This window comes from Brevundimonas sp. SGAir0440 (assembly GCF_005484585.1).
Taxonomy (GTDB): domain Bacteria; phylum Pseudomonadota; class Alphaproteobacteria; order Caulobacterales; family Caulobacteraceae; genus Brevundimonas.
The window spans coordinates 2,713,392-2,729,570 of the sequence record NZ_CP039435.1 but is presented as its reverse complement, the minus strand read 5'-3'; the positions used below and the strand labels follow the sequence as shown (position 1 = coordinate 2,729,570).

Here is a 16,179-nt window from a genome sequence, read left to right as displayed (position 1 = left end):
GCCGAGCGGGCCGTCAACGTTTCTTGATCGTGTAGGGTACGAAGTTGGACGGATGGCTGACCACCCGGCCCGAGTTCGACGGCATATGCCGACTGTTGACCAGCATCCCGCCCCAAAGGGCGAAGGACATCATGGCGTGTTGGAGGTTACGCTCCTTATCGTTCATCTTGGCGTCTCCTTTCGCAGAACGATGAAAAGAGACGCGTCGTACCAATGGGATTCCACCGTCAGTCGTTTCGCGTCATCAGCCAATATAAGACAGTTTCGTGAATTTGCAACTTTATTCGTCAGGAGTCGGAGTGATTTTCGCCACTGTGTCACAATGAGCGCGACGACCCCGAGCCGGCCCGGACCGCCCAAGGCCATCGCCACGCCCTGCGTCATGGTGTGCGCGGTCGATGGCGAGAGCGGCCTGTGTCTGGGCTGTTTTCGCACGCTGAAGGAGATCGCCGGCTGGCGGGCGCTGAGCGACGCCGAGCGCGCGGCGGTCATGGCCGACCTGCCGTCGCGCCGCAGTCAGATCGATCCGGTCAAGCTGGGCTAGCGCGGTTCGCGGCTTAAGCTTTCGTCAGCCACGTCGTTTCACCCCATCCCAACGCCGCGCCTTTAGGACAGAGGCATGGTTCGCATCGATACCCAGTCTGTCGTGGTCCTCGGCTTCGCGCTCATGGCGTCGTTCGGCACGGCGCTGACGATCCGCCATCTGGAAGGCGACGGCATGGCCCAGGCGGCGACGCCCGTGGTCGAGGCGGCGGTGGGCGCCTCCGGAACCGACGCCCAGGTGGTCAAGGGCGCGGACGGCCACTACTGGGCCGAGGCCAATATCGACGGCAAGGCGGTGCGGGTGCTGGTGGACACCGGCGCCAGCGTGGTCGCCCTGACGCGCGCCGACGCCCTGCGGTTGGGCGTCGATCCCGAGCCCGAAGCGTTCACCGGCAAGGTCCAGACCGCATCGGGCGTCGTGCGCGCGGCGCCGGTCCAGCTGAAGACGATCTCGGTCGCGGGCGCGCGGGTGGACCGGGTCGAGGCCCTGGTGGTGGAGCAGGGGCTGGAATACTCCCTGCTGGGCATGAGCTATCTGGGCCGGCTTTCCGCCTTTTCCGCCACGCCGGCCGGGCTGACGCTGCGGCCCTAAAGGTCGCGCATCTGGCGACGGGCTTCGCTGAAATACTGCCAGCCGGTCCACAGGGTGATGATGGCGGCGAACCAGATCAGGAAGATGGCGAAGGATTCGAACGCCGGCTGCCAGGCCAGCGGCGATCCGTCGTCGTTCTGCAGGCCCAGGGCGCCCCACAGCAGGGTCAGCTGAAGCGCGGCGAGCGCCACCATCTGCACCGTGGTCTTCCATTTGGCGGCCAGGGTGACGGGCAGTTCGATGCGGCCGGCCATCGTCTCGCGCAGGGCGGAGACGGCGAATTCGCGGAACAGGATCAGGCCGCAGGGCAGGGCGATGCCGGGCAGGGATCCCGAGGCAAGGACGCCCAGGATGGCCCCGGTCACCAACACCTTGTCGGCGATGGGATCCAGAATGGCGCCCCAGCGCGTGGTCGCGTTCCAGCGCCGGGCCAGATAGCCGTCGACCCAGTCGGTCGAGGCGGCGATGACGAAGATCCAGAACGCCCAGACGCTGAACTTCCCTTGCGTTTCCGGCGACAGCCAGGCCTCCAGAGCCCCGGGGGCGGCCCCGGCCATCATGGCGAACATCACCACACCGGCCGCCAGACGCAGCCCGGTCAGGATGTTGGGGATGGGGTTGGCGCGGTGGGCGGAGGTCATCGTCATGTCCGTTGCAACGCGCCGGGTGTGGCACGGTTCGCCGCTCAATCCAACGGTTCGAACCGGGGCTTGTCGGTCAGGGCCGTCAGCGCGCCCTCGGCGATGCCGAAGTGCAGGCCGCTGAGCTGAAGTTCGCCCTTGGCTTCGCGCTCGGCGATCCAGGGGAAGGTGCGCAAGTTCCGGATTGACAGCCGCACGATGGCTTCTTCGGCCGCGCGCTCCAGTTGGTCGGGGGCGACGGTTTCGGCGACATGCTGGACGACGGGCGTCCCTTGCGCGATCCAGGGGGCGACGAAGTCGGCGACGATTTCAGGGGCGCCGTTGATCATGGCGTTGACCCCGCCGCAGTGGGCGTGGCCCATGACCACGATCCGCTTGACGCCCAGCACCTTGACCCCGAACTCCAGCGCCGCCGACACGCCGTGCAGCTTGCCGTCCGGCTCATAGGGCGGGACCAGGTTGGCGACGTTGCGCACGACGAACAGTTCGCCCGGCTTGGCGTCGAAGATCAGGGCCGGATCGGCGCGGCTGTCGGAACAGGCCACGATCAGGGTGTGCGGCTTCTGGCCCTTGGTCGCCAGGGTTTCGTACTCGGCGCGGGCCGTCGGCCAGTGCTCGGCGCGGAAGCGGCGATAGCCGGCGGTCAGTTCGTCTTCGATGTCGCTCATGGTCGGTGTCTTAGCTCCGGCTCAGCTTTTACGGAAGAAGGCGTGGATGCGTTCGGCGAGGGGCTGATTGATGCCGTCAACCTTGACCAAATCGGCCAGGGAGGCGCGGCTGACGCCCTTGGCCGAGCCGAAGGCGTGCAGCAGGGCCTTCTTGCGGCCGGGGCCGACGCCTTCAATCTCGTCCAGCGGATTCTTCTTGATGTCCATAGAGCGGCGCTTGGCGTGGGCGCCGTTGGCGAAGCGGTGGGCCTCGTCGCGCAGCCGCTGTAGGTAGTAAAGGGCTGGCGACTTCAGCGGCAGCATGAAGGGCGCCTTGCCGGGCATGAAGAACTTCTCCATGCCGGCGTCGCGATCGGGCCCCTTGGCCACGCCGACGACGGTGATGTCATCCAGTCCGCCCAGGTCGGCCATGACCGCCAGCACCTCGGCCAACTGTCCCGCGCCGCCGTCGATCAGCAGCAGGTCGGGGCGGACGACGTCTTCGCCCTCTTCCTCGTCCTTGACCAGGCGTGAGAAGCGACGACGCATCACCTCGCGCATCATGCCGTAGTCGTCGCCGGGCGTCAGATCCTCGCCCCGGATGTTGAACTTGCGATACTGCGACTTCTGGAAGCCTTCGGGGCCGGCGACGACCATGCCGCCCACCGCGTTCGTTCCTTGAATGTGGGCGTTGTCGTAGATTTCGATCCGTTCGGGGCGGCTCTCCAGCCCGAAGGCCTCGCACACCTCGTCCAGGATCTTGCCCTGCGCCGAGCTTTCGGCCAGGCGACGGCCCAGGGCCTCGCGCGCATTGGTCAGGGCGTGGTCGACCAGCGCCAGCTTCTCGCCGCGCATCGGGCGGACGATCTCGACCTTGCGATCCGCCTTCATCGAGAAGGCCTCTTCCAGCAGTTCCAGCTCGTGCGGGCGCACGTTGGACAGGATCAGGCGCGGGATCGGCTTGTCCTCGTAGAACTGGCCCAGGAAGGCGGCCAGGATCTCGGGATCGGTGTCGGTCTTGTCCACGCGCGGGAAATAGGCGCGGCCGCCCCAGTTCTGGCCGGCGCGATAGAAGAAGACCTGGACGCAGGCCTGGCCCCCGTCGGAATGCAGGGCGAAGACGTCGCCTTCGGCTACGCTGTCGGCGCTGACCGAGTTCTCCATCGATATGGCCGACAGGGCGCGGATGCGGTCGCGCACGCGGGCGGCCTGTTCGAAGTCCATCTCGTCGGACGCCGCCTGCATCTCCTTGGACAGGCGGCCGATGACGGCGCGGGACTTGCCGCGCAGGAACTGTTCGGCCTCGGTGACCAGTTCGCCGTAGTCCTCAAGGCTGATCAGGCCGGTGCACGGCGCCGAACAGCGCTTGATCTGGTGCAGCATGCAGGGGCGGGTGCGGGTCTCATAGACGCTGTCGGAACAGGAGCGCAGCAGGAAGGCCTTCTGCAGGGTGTTCAGCGTGCGGTTGACCGCCCAGGTCGAGGCGAAGGGGCCGAAATAGTCGCCGGGCGTCGTGTGGGCGCCGCGATGCTTTCTGACCTGGGGCGCGCGGTGGTCGCGGCGGATCATCAGTTCGGCGAAGGACTTGTCGTCGCGCAGCACCACGTTGAAGCGGGGCTTCAGCTTCTTGATGAAGTTGGATTCCAGCAGCAGGGCTTCGGTCTCGGTGGCGGTGACCACCAGCTCCATCGACCGGGTCTGCGACACCATCAGGCCGATGCGCTGGGTGTGAAAACGCCCCTGCGCATACTGGATGATGCGCTTCTTCAGCGACTTGGCCTTGCCGACGTACAGGCACGACCCATCCTCGCCATACATGCGATAGACGCCCGGCTTATCCGGCGCCCGGCGCGCCTCGTCGGCGATCAGGGCGGCGGCTTTCAGTTGGGAATCAGGCGTCTCCTCGGTCATCGCGCCCGATATAGGGTCAAGAGCGCCGGACCAGAAGGACGCCGGCCAGAACAAGCCCCACCCCGGCGACGCGGCCGATGTTCAGCGGCTGGCGCGGCACGCCCAGCGCCCCGAAATGATCCAGCGCCAGGCTGAGCAGCAACTGGCCCCCGACCATCAGGGTGATGGTCATGGCCACGCCCAGGCGCGGCACGCCCCAAGCGGCCGCGACCACGAAACAGGCGCCGTAGGCCCCGCCCAGCCAGGCGTACCAGGGCAGCGCCCGCGTCGCGGCCATGTCCGGCCGGGTGTGCAGGATGGCCGCCAATATCCCCAGCACCGTCGTGCCGACCGCAAACGAGATGAAGGCCGCGTTGACCGGCGAGGCCACGGCGGTCGCCAGCTTGGCGTTGGTCGGCGCCTGAAGCGCGGTGGCGCCGCCGGCCAGGATGACGACGAGAATGGCGAGCAGGGACGGGTTCATGGCCCTTGGCTAGCATGGCGCTCGCCGATTGTTACCCCCGGATGAAGCGGGCGGCGCGTTCGCCTTCGGGATCGCCGGCGACGCCGAAGTCGCGTTTGATGGTCATGTGGCTGTCGTCCGGTGCGGCGACGACCTCTGCGCGGCCGCCGACCCGGATCAGAGCCTCAGCCAGGCCGCGACTCTGGGTCGTTGAATCCTGCCGCCGGGCGACGTGGAAGATGAGGAAGGGCGGGTAGGTTACGCCGGGGCGGATAAGCAGAGTAGGCGACAAGGCGGCGGCCTGATCGCCGAAGGCCTGATCATAGGTTCGGCCCAGCCACTGGTCGACCGGGCCGGTCCCGCGTGGCGCCGTGGCGTCATAGCCGGCCCCGTCCAGCAGGATCACCCCCGCCAGATCCGACGGCTTCGCCCCAACTGCGCCGAGGTATTCGGGATCGATTCCGATCAGCGCGGCCAGATGGGCCCCGGCCGAATGGCCCAGCAGATAGATCGGCCGTCCGGGCAGGCGGCGCTTCAGATCGGCGACGGCGGCGGCGACATCCAAGGCCGACTCGCGCGCGCTGACGGCGGGCGCCAGCCGATAGCTGGTCGAGGCCAGAGTAAAGCCGTGGCGCTGAGCATAGTCAGGCAGGGCGGCGACATTGGTCCGTTCGCCCCGTGACCAGCCGCCGCCGTGGACGAACATCAGGATCGGTCCCGTCCCTCTGTCCGCATAGAGGTCATAGGCCTGAAGCGGGTCGGGACCGAAGGTGAAGGTGTGGGCGGGCGCGACAGCCGGTCCGGTGGGCGCCATGCGACGCTGTCGACGATCGCTGCGGGTCTGGGCGAGGGCGTGGGCGGGAAGGGTGGCGCTGACGGCCAGGCCGATAAGGGCCAGGCGACGCGAGAGAGGCATAGTGCGATCCTTCCGAACAGGCTTGACCATTCTAAAACGCAGCCACGGGTGGTTTCCGTCTCACCAATCCGGATCGATCGGGGCGCCGTCGAAGATTTCGGCCAAACGCGCGCGACAGCCACGGTTCACGTCGTCGGGCAGGGCGGAGGGCGAGAACCAGCCGATCTCGGCGATCTCGCCGTGACTGGTGCGCTCGCCTACATCGAAGGCGTCGATGCGGAAGACGGCGACGTGATCGCCGGGAAAGAAGCGCTCGTTTGAATGGATCGAGATCAGGCGCGGCGCCCCGCGCGTGACCAGACCGGCCTCTTCACGCAGTTCGCGCACCACGGCGGCGTGCGTGGTTTCGCCCCGATCCACCCCGCCGCCCGGCAGCCACCAGCCCTTGAGATAGGTGTGCCGCACCATCAGCACCCGCCCGCGCGCATCCACCGCCACCGCCCGCACGCCCAACGTCTTGCCCCGCGTCATCCGCGACCAGGCGAAGAAGAGGGGGCGGGTGAAGGGTTCGACGTGAATGCGCCAGGTCATTGGTGGGTCAACACTGTGGAAATTCGACGTGTTTGAGCACTAGCGTATCCATCTGGGGTCTCAAACGACCTCATAAAATCGATCTGTTATAACGTCGCAATCCGAAGTGTGTCTTATGCGTGGCAATATTGGCACGGCGTGACGCTGTTTTATGACGGCGTTGTAATAATCGTGGCGAATACGGCGCGTCTGCTTAGGCTCCCTTTCACACACCCGCCCTGGGTGTGCGCCGGGGGCCATCGGCATGGGGATGTCGATCGGTCGTCGGGCTCTTTTCAAGGAGGGGTTCGTTTTGAATAGTCGCAGTATCCGTCAACGCCTTTTGGCCAGCACCGTCGTAGGCGGCGCCTTGCTGGCCGCGATTCCCGTCATGTCGCTGGTCGCCCTGCCAAGCGTGGCGCACGCGCAGTCTCAGACGGGCGCGCTTCGCATTTCCATCCAGGCGGGTGGTCAGCCCGTGGCTGGCGCAACGGTGACCGTTAATTCTTCCGTCAGTTTGGTGACGCGAAGCGGAGTGACGGACTCTGCCGGTTTCGTGCGCCTTTCGGGCCTGGATCCTGCAATCAACTACTCCGTCAATGTCGTCGCGCCGGGCTATGATGCCTTCACTGCGAACAATGTCGCCGTTGTCAGCGGTCAAGAGCGCTCTCTCGGTTATGTCCTTAAAGGGGGCGACGTCTCGACCCTGGGCGATATCGTCGTGACCGGCACGTCGCTGGCCTCGGTGGACGTCACCTCTGCGACGGTTGGAACGACGTTGACCCTCGGCGTGGTCGAGTCGCTGCCGACGGGGCGCAGCTATCAAAGCTATCTGCAACTGGTTCCCGGCGTTAAGCCCTCAAGCGGCGGCAACCCGTCCTCGCGCTCCGGCATCAACTATTCGGACATCGGCGGTGCGACCGGCACTTCGACCGATAACGTCTACTATCTGGACGGCGTCGACGTGACCGACCCGTCGACCGGGACGTTCGGAACCAACTTCAACTCGGAAATCATTCAGGAACAACAGGTCATCGTCAGCGGCGTGCCCGCCGAATATGCTGGTGGGTCCGGTCTGATCTCGCGCGTCGTCACCAAGTCCGGCGGCAACGAGTTCCACGGTTCGCTAAACTACTACTTCCAGAACGATGGATTGGTGGCCAAGGACGAGCATACCACTTCGGGCGGTTTCTCTACCTATGACACAGCCGCGACCCTGGGCGGGCCGATCATCCGCGATCGTCTGTGGTTCTATGGTTCGTACCAGAAGAAGCACCGTGAAGATGAGGTTCTGGACGTCAACAGCGGCAATGTGCTGCGCACCGTCACCAATGACGGCGAATACACCTTCGGCAAGCTGACCTGGCAGATCACGGACGACGACCGTCTGACGGCCAGCTATTTCGATGATCCGACCAGCATCAGCGGCTCCAACTCGTCCGCCACCCTGAATAACCGGGATCGGGCACAGGAGCAGGGCGGCAAGAACTATAAGGTAGAATACGGCCGGACGTGGGGCGACCTACAACTGGGCGCCTACTGGTTCCGTCACGAAGGCGAGGTTACGACGACAGCAGCGGACCAGTCCGTCGCCGACACGGTCACCTTCCGGAACGCGGCCGGATCGACCTTGGCTCAGCGCCAGCTTGGCGGCGTGGGGCAGAACGTGGAGACGCATCGCAACCGCGACGAGTTCGGCCTGAACTTCGAATACTATCTCGACACCGCTTTTGGCAGCCACACCTTCAAAGGCGGCTATATCAACACCGAGAACGTGTATGAGGAAGACAGTACCGTCCCAGGCGGCGTGACCTATCAGTCGCTGGCCCCGATCTATTCTGGCACGACCTATCTCGATTACACGACAGCCAGCGGCGCGAACGCATGGACTGGTCGTGCGATCGTGCAGGCCGACAATGCGCGGGTTCTGGCCGCCATTCAGGGGAACGCCACGGCGCGTGCGGCGGTCGATACCAACCTGGACGGCACTGTCACCCAGGCTGAGTTGAACGCCTATCGCTTCACCAATACGGCCGGCGCGCCCTACGGCAACGTCAACGTCTATCGGGCCCTGCGCACCATCAGCGCGCCGTATTCCGTCAAGAGCGAAGGTCAGAGCCTGTATCTGCAGGACACCTGGACCCTCAACCAACTGACCGTCAATGCTGGCGTTCGGGCCGAGAAGTGGGAGCATTTCGCCTCCGACGGCTCCAAGACGGCGACCTTCGACTGGGAATATGCGCCGCGTCTGAGTGTCGTCTATGACGTGCTCGGAGACGGTCGTTCGAAGGTGTTCGGTTTCGCGGGCCGCTATTACGATCCCATCCGTAACAACATGTCGGACTTCGCAGGCGCCCTGACCGGTCCGGTCGATGAAGAGCAGATCAACATCAACGGCACCTGGGTCACCTTCCGCACCCGTGGCGGCGCGACCACGCCGGACGCCCTGTTCTCGCCAGCGACCAAGACGCCTTACACCGATGAGTTCATGCTGGGCGCATCGACCACCTTGGGCTCCAGCGTTGGCCTGACCGCGACGGTCACGCGTCGTGAGACGCGCGACATTCTGGAAGACTTCGATCTGACGCTGTATTCCGACCCGACGCTGACGGCCGCCACTGCGCCCTTCGGTTACGCCTATCCGGGATCGTTCTACTATCTGCCGTATTCGTACTTCGGCTACGCGTCCAAGCCGAACTCGAACTACGTCATCGGCACGCTGCCGGGCGGAGAGCGCAACTACACCGGCTTCGAAGTCACGGTCACCAAGTTCAAGACCGACAACTGGCAGGGGCAGGCGTCCTACACGTACAACAAAGCCGAAGGGAATTCGAACTCCGACTCCAACGCCGACTTCCAGGGCGACTGGATCGCGCTCGACCCCCGCGCGCCCAATATGTACGGACCGCAACCCGGCAACATCGAACACCAGTTCAAGGCGTATGCCTCGTACGACTTTAACTTCGGTCTTCAGGTGTCGGGCGTCTTCAACTGGAACAGCGGCGCGCTCTATACGCCGGCGCAGTTGATCAGCGGTCGCTATCTGCCGCTGATGGACAACGGCTCGACGTCGGGCGGTGTGCAGGACACCTTCGTGCTGCCGAACAACGTCGGTTCGGCGACGGGTCCGTCGTATTACACCTTCGACATGCGCTTCCGTTATCAGCGGCCGCTGCCGATCGGAAACGCCGAACTGTTCCTGGACATCTTCAACATCCTGGACAACCAGGCCGCCACCGCCGAGCAGAAGCTGGTCGCGGGCAGCGGTCAGTACGCCTTCGGTGAAGCCAATGCGTGGGTTCAACCGCGTCGTGCCTATCTGGGTGTTCGCTACACCTTCTGATGGATGTCGGAGCGGGCGTCGCGGCTTGCCGTCGACGCCCGGCCTGACTTCAAACCTCACCTGCGGCGGCCGGAAGCGTTCCGGCCGCCTTTTCTTTTGCGTCGCGCGTTGCCACGAAGATCGCGTCTGCCCGTCGACCCGCTTGAACCCCGCCCCATCCCGCTCTAAGCCAGGACCCACAACAGGAGCATTCCATGCTGGCTCTCGGCATCATCTTCGGCTTCATCGCCGTTCTGGCGGCGTTCAACGTGTTCGAGTTCGGTCGGGTTGACTGAGGCGGCTGCTCGCTCTGAGCGGGGCGTCGCCCTGGTCACGGGCGGGGCGCGGCGGATCGGGCGGGCCATCTGTCTGAAGCTGGCCCAGGCCGGTTTCGACGTGGCGATCCATCATCATGCGTCGGGCGACGACGCCCGGACTTTGGCCGACGAGATCGCGGGTCTGGGGCGGCGCGCGTGCCTGTTGCAGGCGGACCTGACGGACGAGGCCAGGGTGCGGGCGCTGATCCCTGCGGCGGTCGAGGCGCTGGGGCCGGTCAGCGTGCTGGTCAACAACGCCTCGGTGTTCGAGGACGACCGGATCGGCGAACTGACGCGCGACAGCTGGGACCTGCATATCGAGACCAATCTGAGGGCGCCGATCGTGTTGGCCGAGGCGTTCGCCGCCCAGGCTGTCGAGGGCGCCATCGTCAATCTGCTGGACCAGAAGGTGCTGAAGCCGGATCCGCGCTTCTTCTCCTACAGCCTGTCGCGCAACGGCCTGTGGTGGGCGACCCAGACGCTGGCCCAGGCGCTGGCGCCGGGCATCCGGGTCAATGGGGTGGGGCCGGGGCCGACCCTGCCGTCCATCCACCAGACGCCCGAAGAGTTCGCCGCCGAGGCGCGCGCCACCCTGCTGGAAACGCCCGGCAGCCCCGAGGCGGTGGCCGAGGCGGTGCTGTGGCTGATTGACGCCCGGATGGTCACGGGCCAGATGATCGCCGTCGACGGGGGCCAGCATCTGGCCTGGCGCACCCCCGACATCCAGGAGTAGCGCGTGGTTTCCTCTCCTCTGGCGACGCCGGTTGCGGCGGACGATGCGCTGCGTTTCGAGCGGCTGAGCGTGTTCGTGCGCGGGCTGGAGGTCGAGGCCGGGATCGGGGTCTATGACCACGAGCAGGGGCGGCTGCAGCGGCTGGTGATCGATGTGACGCTGGAGCTGGCGCCGCGTCCGATCGAACGGCTGGGCGACACCATCAACTATGAGACCGTGGCCGACGCCGCGCGCGCCATCGCCGCCGAGGGGCATGTGGGGCTGGTCGAGACCTTCGCCGAACGGCTGGCGCGGGCGTGCCTGGAGGACGGCCGCGTGCAGCGGGCCACGGTGCGGATCGAAAAGCCGGGCGCCCTGGCGGCGGTCGCGGCGCCGGGCTGCGAGATCGTACTGGGACGGTAAGGGTTTCCGCTCTTTCGTCATCCTCCGGCAAGCCGCTTGCGGCGCAGACCGGGGGACCCAGCGGCGCCGAAGGCGATGGGTCCGCTGGACAAATGCTTCGAGCAGAGTATCCGCGACAGGTTCGCGCTCTCGCGCGCCGCTGGGTCCCCCGGTTCCGCTTCGCGGTCCGGAGGATGACGAAAGCTAGGTTGCGTCCGAACGGCCCGACCGCCATTGTCGTCGGCAGATTCCAGCCGGGCGTCCGGCGTGACAGAAGCGTTGTTCATGGCCGAACCCGGCGATCCGAAAGACCCAGCAGCGCCCCGCGATCACGACCACGATCATGACGCCGAGGTCGGCTTTGTCTCGCCCGCGTCGCTGGCGGGCCGTGCGCGCGAGCGGCAACCGGAGCCGTTTCCCACAGACGAGCGTGAACCGGACCTCTTCGACCCACCCGAGCCCGGGCCCTTCGACCGGTCTGGCCCGACGACCCGGCCGACGGCGCCGTTTCCGCCCCGGTCCGAGCCGAAGCCCGTCGAGGCCGAGTCGGCGCCGGCCGTGCGCGCGGTGCGCCAGCGTCTGACGGCAGAGACCGCCCCCAAACTTCAGGATTCGGGTCGTGAAGGACCGGTCGTGCCGATGCGGCTGTATGCGGTCTATGTGCTGATCCTGCTGGCGGTGCCGACTCTGGGCGTGTCGTGCCTGGTGGCCCTGCTGGCGGTGATGCGGCGTGATGGGTCGACGGATCCGCTGGAGCACAGCCACGCCCTCTATCAGCAGCGCACCATCGTGGGCGCGGTCGGGGCGGCGGTCGTCGGGGCTCTTCTGATCGTGGTCAACATCGGCGTGCTGGTGCTGTTCGCCCTGGCGATCTGGGTTCTGGCGCGCGGCGCGTTCGGGGTGCTGAAACTGAAGAGCGGGCAGGCCGTTCCTCACCCCCGCAGCCTGCTGTTCTGAAAGATCGAAGATGACGAACGAACCCAATTTCATCGCCGGGCAGCCTTCGGAGGGCAAGGTCGGAGCGCTGATCGCCTGGGCCCTGTTCATCCTGTCGATCCCCAGCGCCAATGTGCTGGTTCTGATCGGGCTGGTGGTGTCCTATGTCACGCGCGGGACGGCGACGGGCGTGGCGCGCCAGCATATCGAGGCGCAGATCCGGCTGTTCTGGTCAGTCTTCTGGTGGACCATCGCGGCCTGGGTCGGGATCTTCGTCAGCGCCCTGGCGTCGGTCGTGCTGATCGGCATTCCGTTCCTGCTGCTGTTCCTGCTGGTCTGGTTCCTGCTGAGCGTCTGGTTCACGGTCAAGAGCGTGATCGGCCTGCTAAGCCTGCTGAACGACAAGCCGATCTGAAACTCGGAACGTCCCGACGGCCTTGGCTGTTGATCCGTCAAAGGAGAACCCGATGGGACAGTTCAAGGACGTCGAAGGCGACAACCGGTTCGAACAGGCGTTCGACGACGACAAGGGCGCGGGCCGGGTCTGGGCCGACTATGCCGTCAAGGGCGATGCGCGGATCATCCTGCATGTCGAAGCCGAGCCGTCGCTGCGCGGATCAGGCGCGGCGGGGCGGTTCATGCAGTCCCTGGCCGATCATGCGCGCCAGACGGGGCTGAAGCTATTCCCCCGTTGCAGCTATGCCGTCGCCTGGCACAAGCGGCATCCGGATTACGACGACGTGCTGGCCTAGGCGATGCCGCCGCCCTGTGATCGCAGGGCGGCGGTTTCGGTTCAACCGCCGGCGTAGCCGCCGATGATCGGAAGAATCTCACCGGTGATGAAGCTGGACATCTGAGGCGAGGCCAAGAAGACGTAGGCGGGCGCGATCTCTTCGGGCTGGGCCGGGCGTTTCATCACCGTGTCGGCGCCGAACTTCGAGGTCGCCTCGGCATCCTTGTCGGCGGGGTTCAGCGGGGTCCAGACCGGGCCGGGCGCGACGACGTTCACGCGAATGCCGCGCGGCGCCAGATGCGTGCCCAGCGAACGGGCGTAGGCGTGGATGCCGCCCTTGGTCAGCGAATAGTCGAGCAGATCCTTGTTGCCCATCAGACCAGTGACCGAGCCGGTCATGACGATGGCGCCGCCGGCCTTCATGTGCGGGACCGCCGCCTTGGTCATGTTGAAATAGCCGTAGAGGTTGGTTTTCAGCGTGCGGTCGAAATGCTCGTACGTCAGGTCCTCGAAGGCGGGGACGTGCTCCTGGAAGGCGGCGTTCGGGACCAGGACGTCCAGCCGGCCGAAGGCGTCGAGCGTGGCCTTGACCGCCATCTCGGCGAAAGCGGGGTCCGAAACATCGCCCTTCAGCACCACGGCGCGGCGACCCTCGGCCTCGACAGCGGCCTTGGTGGTTTCGGCGTCGGCGTCTTCGTCCAGATGGCAGATGACGACGTCGCAGCCCTCGCGCGCGAACAGGACGGCGACCGAACGGCCGATGCCGGAATCCGCGCCGGTGATCAGGGCGGCGAACCCGTCCAGCTTGCCCGATCCCTTCCAGAAGGGGGCGTCGTACAGAGGCGCGGGATCCAGAGCTGCCTCGTCGCCCGGCTTGGTCTGATGCTGTTTGGGGAAGGGCGGTTCGGGGTAGGAGCGGGCGCCGGCCTGCATCGCGCCGGACGGTTTGTCATCGCCGGACGCCTTGTCCCTGGCGTCGATGTCGCGCTGGATGGCGCGTTCCTGATCGGCGATGTCTTCGGCGCGCGCGTGGGTCCGGTCGTCCATGGATGTCGTCTCCTGAAGATGGGGTCTTCAGGAAAGCGGACGGGCGGGCGGGTCGTTCCGACGGCCCCGCTTCGGTTTTCAGCCCACGCGGTGGACGATGGTCTTGATGGTCTCGGCCTTGGTCGGCAGATCGGCGGCAAGGCGCGAGGCGATCTCGCGCGCGCCGACCGGATAGGCGTCGCCGCCGTCCGCGATGGCCTTGGCCTTGGCGGCCGCCTCCAGCAACAGCTTTTCCAGACCTTCGATCTCTTCCAGCGCCAGGGCATGGGCTTCGAGCTGGAGGCGTTTGACGCGATCGGCGGTGGTTTCAGGCGCTTTCATCAGGTCGTAGATCTCGGCCTCGGCCGCGACGAGCCGCAGGTCAGGCTTGGCGTCGGAACCGGTGGATTTGGCCATGGAATCACGTCTCCCCGCAAAGGTCAGGGAGATAGAGTGCGGCCGATTGGCGTTTTCGTCGAGCGCCGCCGTAGCGGTTGTGGCGGCACTGTGGCCGCCACGCATCGGTGGATTACCGCTCGGGCGCGCGGGCCGGGACCATCGCAGGCGCAGCGACGGGGGCCAGGACGCCGCCGGCGACCGCACGCAGCGGCGAGCGCGGCGTGTGCAGGACGGCCGGCGAGACGCTGACGCCGTCCTGAACCGGGGTGACCAGATAGCCCTTGGCCGCCAGCTTGTCGCCCGAGCGGACGCGCGAGGTCCAGACGGTGATCGGCGCGGCCAGCAGCAGCGGAAGGACGATCGGAGCGAACCAGGTGGCCAGGTCGGGACGAACGGCCAGCGGGACCAGGAAGCCGACGCCGGCGATCATCTGCCAGCGCATGGCGCGGAAAGCGTCCGACCAGGCCAGGCCGTCGGCCTCGCGCTGCTGGGTCGACCAGCCGGTGTCGTGGCCCGAAACGATCTGGATGAAGGCCTTGGTGTTGGCGACCATCAGGATGGGGGCCAGGATGGCCGACAGGGCGATCTCGGCCGCCATGCCCTTGGCGATGGCGCGACGGCCGCCGAAGGCGCGCAACTCGGCCGGACGGCTGAGGACCAGGGCGGCGCCCATGAACTTGGGACCGATCAGCAGCACGCCGGACAGGAAGGAGGCCAGCATGAAGGGCGTGAACTGGGGGTTCAGGATGTAGAAGAAGCTGGTCCAGTCAACCGGATAGAACATCTGGATGAACAGGCCGACCACCAGCGACGCCAGCCACAGGGGCGACGACAGATAGGCCATGCAGCCCATCAGCAGCTGAAGGCGGCTCATCGGCGACAGGCCCTTGGCCGTGATCAGGCCCAGGTGCTGGAGGTTGCCCTGGAACCAGCGGTGGTCGCGGCGGATGAAGTCGGTGATCGACGGCGGGGTCTCTTCCCACGATCCGTCCAGCGAGGCGGTGACGTGGACGGCCCAGCCGGCGCGGCGCATCAGGGCGGCCTCGACGACGTCGTGGCTCATGATGTGACCGCCGAAGGGCTTCCTGCCCTTCAGGTGCGGCAGGCCGCAGCAGGCGGCGAAGGCGCGCGTGCGGATGATGGCGTTGTGGCCCCAGTAGCTGGATTCCGAACCGGTCCAGTAGGCCAGGCCGGCCGCGGCGACGCGGCCGTACAGGCGCACCGAATACTGCGACACGCGCGCGAAGATGGTGCGGGCCTTGATGATGACCGGTGCGGTCTGGATCAGGCCGACGCCGGGATTGCGCTCCATGGCGTCGACCATGCGCAGCAGGGTCTCGCCGGCCATGGTGCTGTCGGCGTCCAGGACGATCATGTTCTCATAGGCGCCGCCGAAACGACGGACCCATTCGGCCAGGTTGCCGGCCTTGCGCTCGGCGTTGTCGGTGCGGCGACGGTAGAAGGCCTTGGAGTTGGCGGCCATGCGGACCGCCTGGAAGACCGAACGCTCGGCGGCGGCGGCGTCTTCCTTGGTCGAATCGCTGAGCACGAAGATGTCGAAGGCCGACGAGGCGCCCAGACGCGCCAGGCAGGAATCGATCTGGGACAGGCGCGCGAAGGACGAACGGGCGTCCTCGTTGTACAGCGGCATCAGCAGGGCCGTGCGAGTCCGCGGCATCGGCGGATGCGGCGAGAAGGCGAGGTCCGCCTGATCCTTGCCGCGCAGCATGACGAACAGGCCCATCAGGCCACTGACGAACCAGCAGGAGATGGCGGTGATCAGGACCATGAACAGGCTGAAGGCCAGGATCTCGGTGCCGTCCCAACCCTTGCGGGCATAGAGGTAGAAGGGGGTGATGGCGGACAGGCCGGTCAGGACGATGGTGCCGGCCAGCAGGGCCAGGCGACGCGTCGCGACCGTGCGCGGGGAGGTCGCGGGCGTTACGTCGGCGACGGCGTCGGGCGCAGACAGGGACTGGACCGGCATGGCCAGAGGCGCCTCGTCGGGCAGCCACGACCAGCTAGGCGTTTGCGCGCCGTGGATCGTCGTCTCGATTTCAGCCTTTTCGACAGGCCGGATCGCCAGCTTGTTCATGCCGCTCTGGACGCCCCCGAGTGAACCGGATGTCG

The 16,179-nt window shown here is 66.4% G+C and carries 18 protein-coding genes; 8 read left to right on the top strand and 10 right to left on the bottom strand.

Features of this window, described 5'->3' with window-relative positions; genetic code table 11:
• Positions 1 to 13 precede the first annotated feature (13 nt).
• Positions 14 to 166: a hypothetical protein gene (locus E7T10_RS15785; protein ID WP_017505113.1), complete on the bottom strand. Its 153-nt coding sequence runs from the start codon at positions 164 to 166 to the stop codon at positions 14 to 16.
• Positions 167 to 322: 156 nt separating this feature from the next.
• On the opposite strand from E7T10_RS15785, the gene E7T10_RS13410 reads away from it, so the two are divergent.
• Positions 323 to 544 carry a DUF1289 domain-containing protein gene (locus E7T10_RS13410; protein ID WP_137722189.1) on the top strand — a complete coding sequence of 74 codons (222 nt, stop codon included), beginning with the start codon at positions 323 to 325 and terminating at the stop codon, positions 542 to 544.
• Between the two features lie 75 nt (positions 545 to 619).
• Positions 620 to 1,135, top strand: a complete 516-nt coding sequence (locus E7T10_RS13405; protein WP_017505111.1) for a TIGR02281 family clan AA aspartic protease — start codon at positions 620 to 622, stop codon at positions 1,133 to 1,135.
• Here E7T10_RS13405 and pgsA read toward each other — a convergent pair.
• From pgsA to E7T10_RS13375, 6 genes are read right to left on the bottom strand one after another with little or no spacing between them, the layout of a single operon-like run.
• Positions 1,132 to 1,776 (bottom strand): CDP-diacylglycerol--glycerol-3-phosphate 3-phosphatidyltransferase, encoded by a 645-nt coding sequence (gene pgsA, locus E7T10_RS13400; protein WP_371275650.1) that lies wholly within the window; start codon positions 1,774 to 1,776, stop codon positions 1,132 to 1,134. The two genes, E7T10_RS13405 and pgsA, sit on opposite strands and share 4 nt — an antisense overlap.
• A 44-nt stretch (positions 1,777 to 1,820) precedes the next feature.
• On the bottom strand, positions 1,821 to 2,444 hold the full coding sequence (locus E7T10_RS13395; RefSeq protein WP_039248134.1) for a carbonic anhydrase: 624 nt from the start codon (positions 2,442 to 2,444) through the stop codon (positions 1,821 to 1,823).
• Between the two features lie 21 nt (positions 2,445 to 2,465).
• Positions 2,466 to 4,334, bottom strand: a complete 1,869-nt coding sequence (uvrC, locus tag E7T10_RS13390; RefSeq protein ID WP_137722187.1) for an excinuclease ABC subunit UvrC — start codon at positions 4,332 to 4,334, stop codon at positions 2,466 to 2,468.
• A 16-nt stretch (positions 4,335 to 4,350) separates the two neighbouring features.
• A complete protein-coding gene (locus tag E7T10_RS13385; RefSeq protein ID WP_066624324.1) occupies positions 4,351 to 4,797 on the bottom strand; it encodes a DMT family transporter in 447 nt (148 codons plus the stop codon).
• A gap of 31 nt (positions 4,798 to 4,828) precedes the next feature.
• Positions 4,829 to 5,692: an alpha/beta hydrolase gene (locus E7T10_RS13380; RefSeq protein WP_137722186.1), complete on the bottom strand. Its 864-nt coding sequence runs from the start codon at positions 5,690 to 5,692 to the stop codon at positions 4,829 to 4,831.
• A gap of 60 nt (positions 5,693 to 5,752) precedes the next feature.
• Complete coding sequence (locus tag E7T10_RS13375) at positions 5,753 to 6,223, bottom strand: NUDIX domain-containing protein (protein ID WP_137722185.1); 471 nt, start codon at positions 6,221 to 6,223, stop codon at positions 5,753 to 5,755.
• 244 nt (positions 6,224 to 6,467) lie between these two features.
• Here E7T10_RS13375 and E7T10_RS13370 point away from each other — a divergent pair, with 244 nt between their 5' ends.
• The 6 genes from E7T10_RS13370 to E7T10_RS13345 all read left to right on the top strand — a co-directional run bounded on the left by E7T10_RS13370 (position 6,468) and on the right by E7T10_RS13345 (position 12,643).
• Complete coding sequence (locus tag E7T10_RS13370; protein WP_371275646.1) at positions 6,468 to 9,545, top strand: carboxypeptidase regulatory-like domain-containing protein; 3,078 nt, start codon at positions 6,468 to 6,470, stop codon at positions 9,543 to 9,545.
• A gap of 267 nt (positions 9,546 to 9,812) precedes the next feature.
• The gene (locus E7T10_RS13365; RefSeq protein WP_137722184.1) at positions 9,813 to 10,574 is read left to right on the top strand and encodes an SDR family oxidoreductase; all 762 of its coding nucleotides are present in this window, start codon (positions 9,813 to 9,815) and stop codon (positions 10,572 to 10,574) included.
• 3 nt (positions 10,575 to 10,577) lie between these two features.
• On the top strand, positions 10,578 to 10,976 hold the full coding sequence (gene folB, locus E7T10_RS13360; RefSeq protein WP_371275644.1) for a dihydroneopterin aldolase: 399 nt from the start codon (positions 10,578 to 10,580) through the stop codon (positions 10,974 to 10,976).
• 264 nt (positions 10,977 to 11,240) lie between these two features.
• Positions 11,241 to 11,912 carry a hypothetical protein gene (locus E7T10_RS13355; RefSeq protein ID WP_210416108.1) on the top strand — a complete coding sequence of 224 codons (672 nt, stop codon included), beginning with the start codon at positions 11,241 to 11,243 and terminating at the stop codon, positions 11,910 to 11,912.
• A gap of 10 nt (positions 11,913 to 11,922) precedes the next feature.
• Positions 11,923 to 12,306: a hypothetical protein gene (locus tag E7T10_RS13350; RefSeq protein WP_137722183.1), complete on the top strand. Its 384-nt coding sequence runs from the start codon at positions 11,923 to 11,925 to the stop codon at positions 12,304 to 12,306.
• Positions 12,307 to 12,358: 52 nt separating this feature from the next.
• On the top strand, positions 12,359 to 12,643 hold the full coding sequence (locus tag E7T10_RS13345; protein WP_137722182.1) for a GNAT family N-acetyltransferase: 285 nt from the start codon (positions 12,359 to 12,361) through the stop codon (positions 12,641 to 12,643).
• A 41-nt stretch (positions 12,644 to 12,684) separates the two neighbouring features.
• Here E7T10_RS13345 and E7T10_RS13340 read toward each other — a convergent pair whose 3' ends face one another.
• The 3 genes from E7T10_RS13340 to mdoH form a co-directional block, all read right to left on the bottom strand.
• Positions 12,685 to 13,671 carry an SDR family oxidoreductase gene (locus E7T10_RS13340; protein ID WP_137722181.1) on the bottom strand — a complete coding sequence of 329 codons (987 nt, stop codon included), beginning with the start codon at positions 13,669 to 13,671 and terminating at the stop codon, positions 12,685 to 12,687.
• Between the two features lie 78 nt (positions 13,672 to 13,749).
• Entirely contained in the window at positions 13,750 to 14,067 is a 318-nt protein-coding gene (locus tag E7T10_RS13335) for a hypothetical protein (protein WP_039248149.1), read from the bottom strand.
• Between the two features lie 112 nt (positions 14,068 to 14,179).
• Positions 14,180 to 16,144: a glucans biosynthesis glucosyltransferase MdoH gene (mdoH, locus tag E7T10_RS13330; protein ID WP_137722180.1), complete on the bottom strand. Its 1,965-nt coding sequence runs from the start codon at positions 16,142 to 16,144 to the stop codon at positions 14,180 to 14,182.
• Positions 16,145 to 16,179 lie beyond the last annotated feature (35 nt).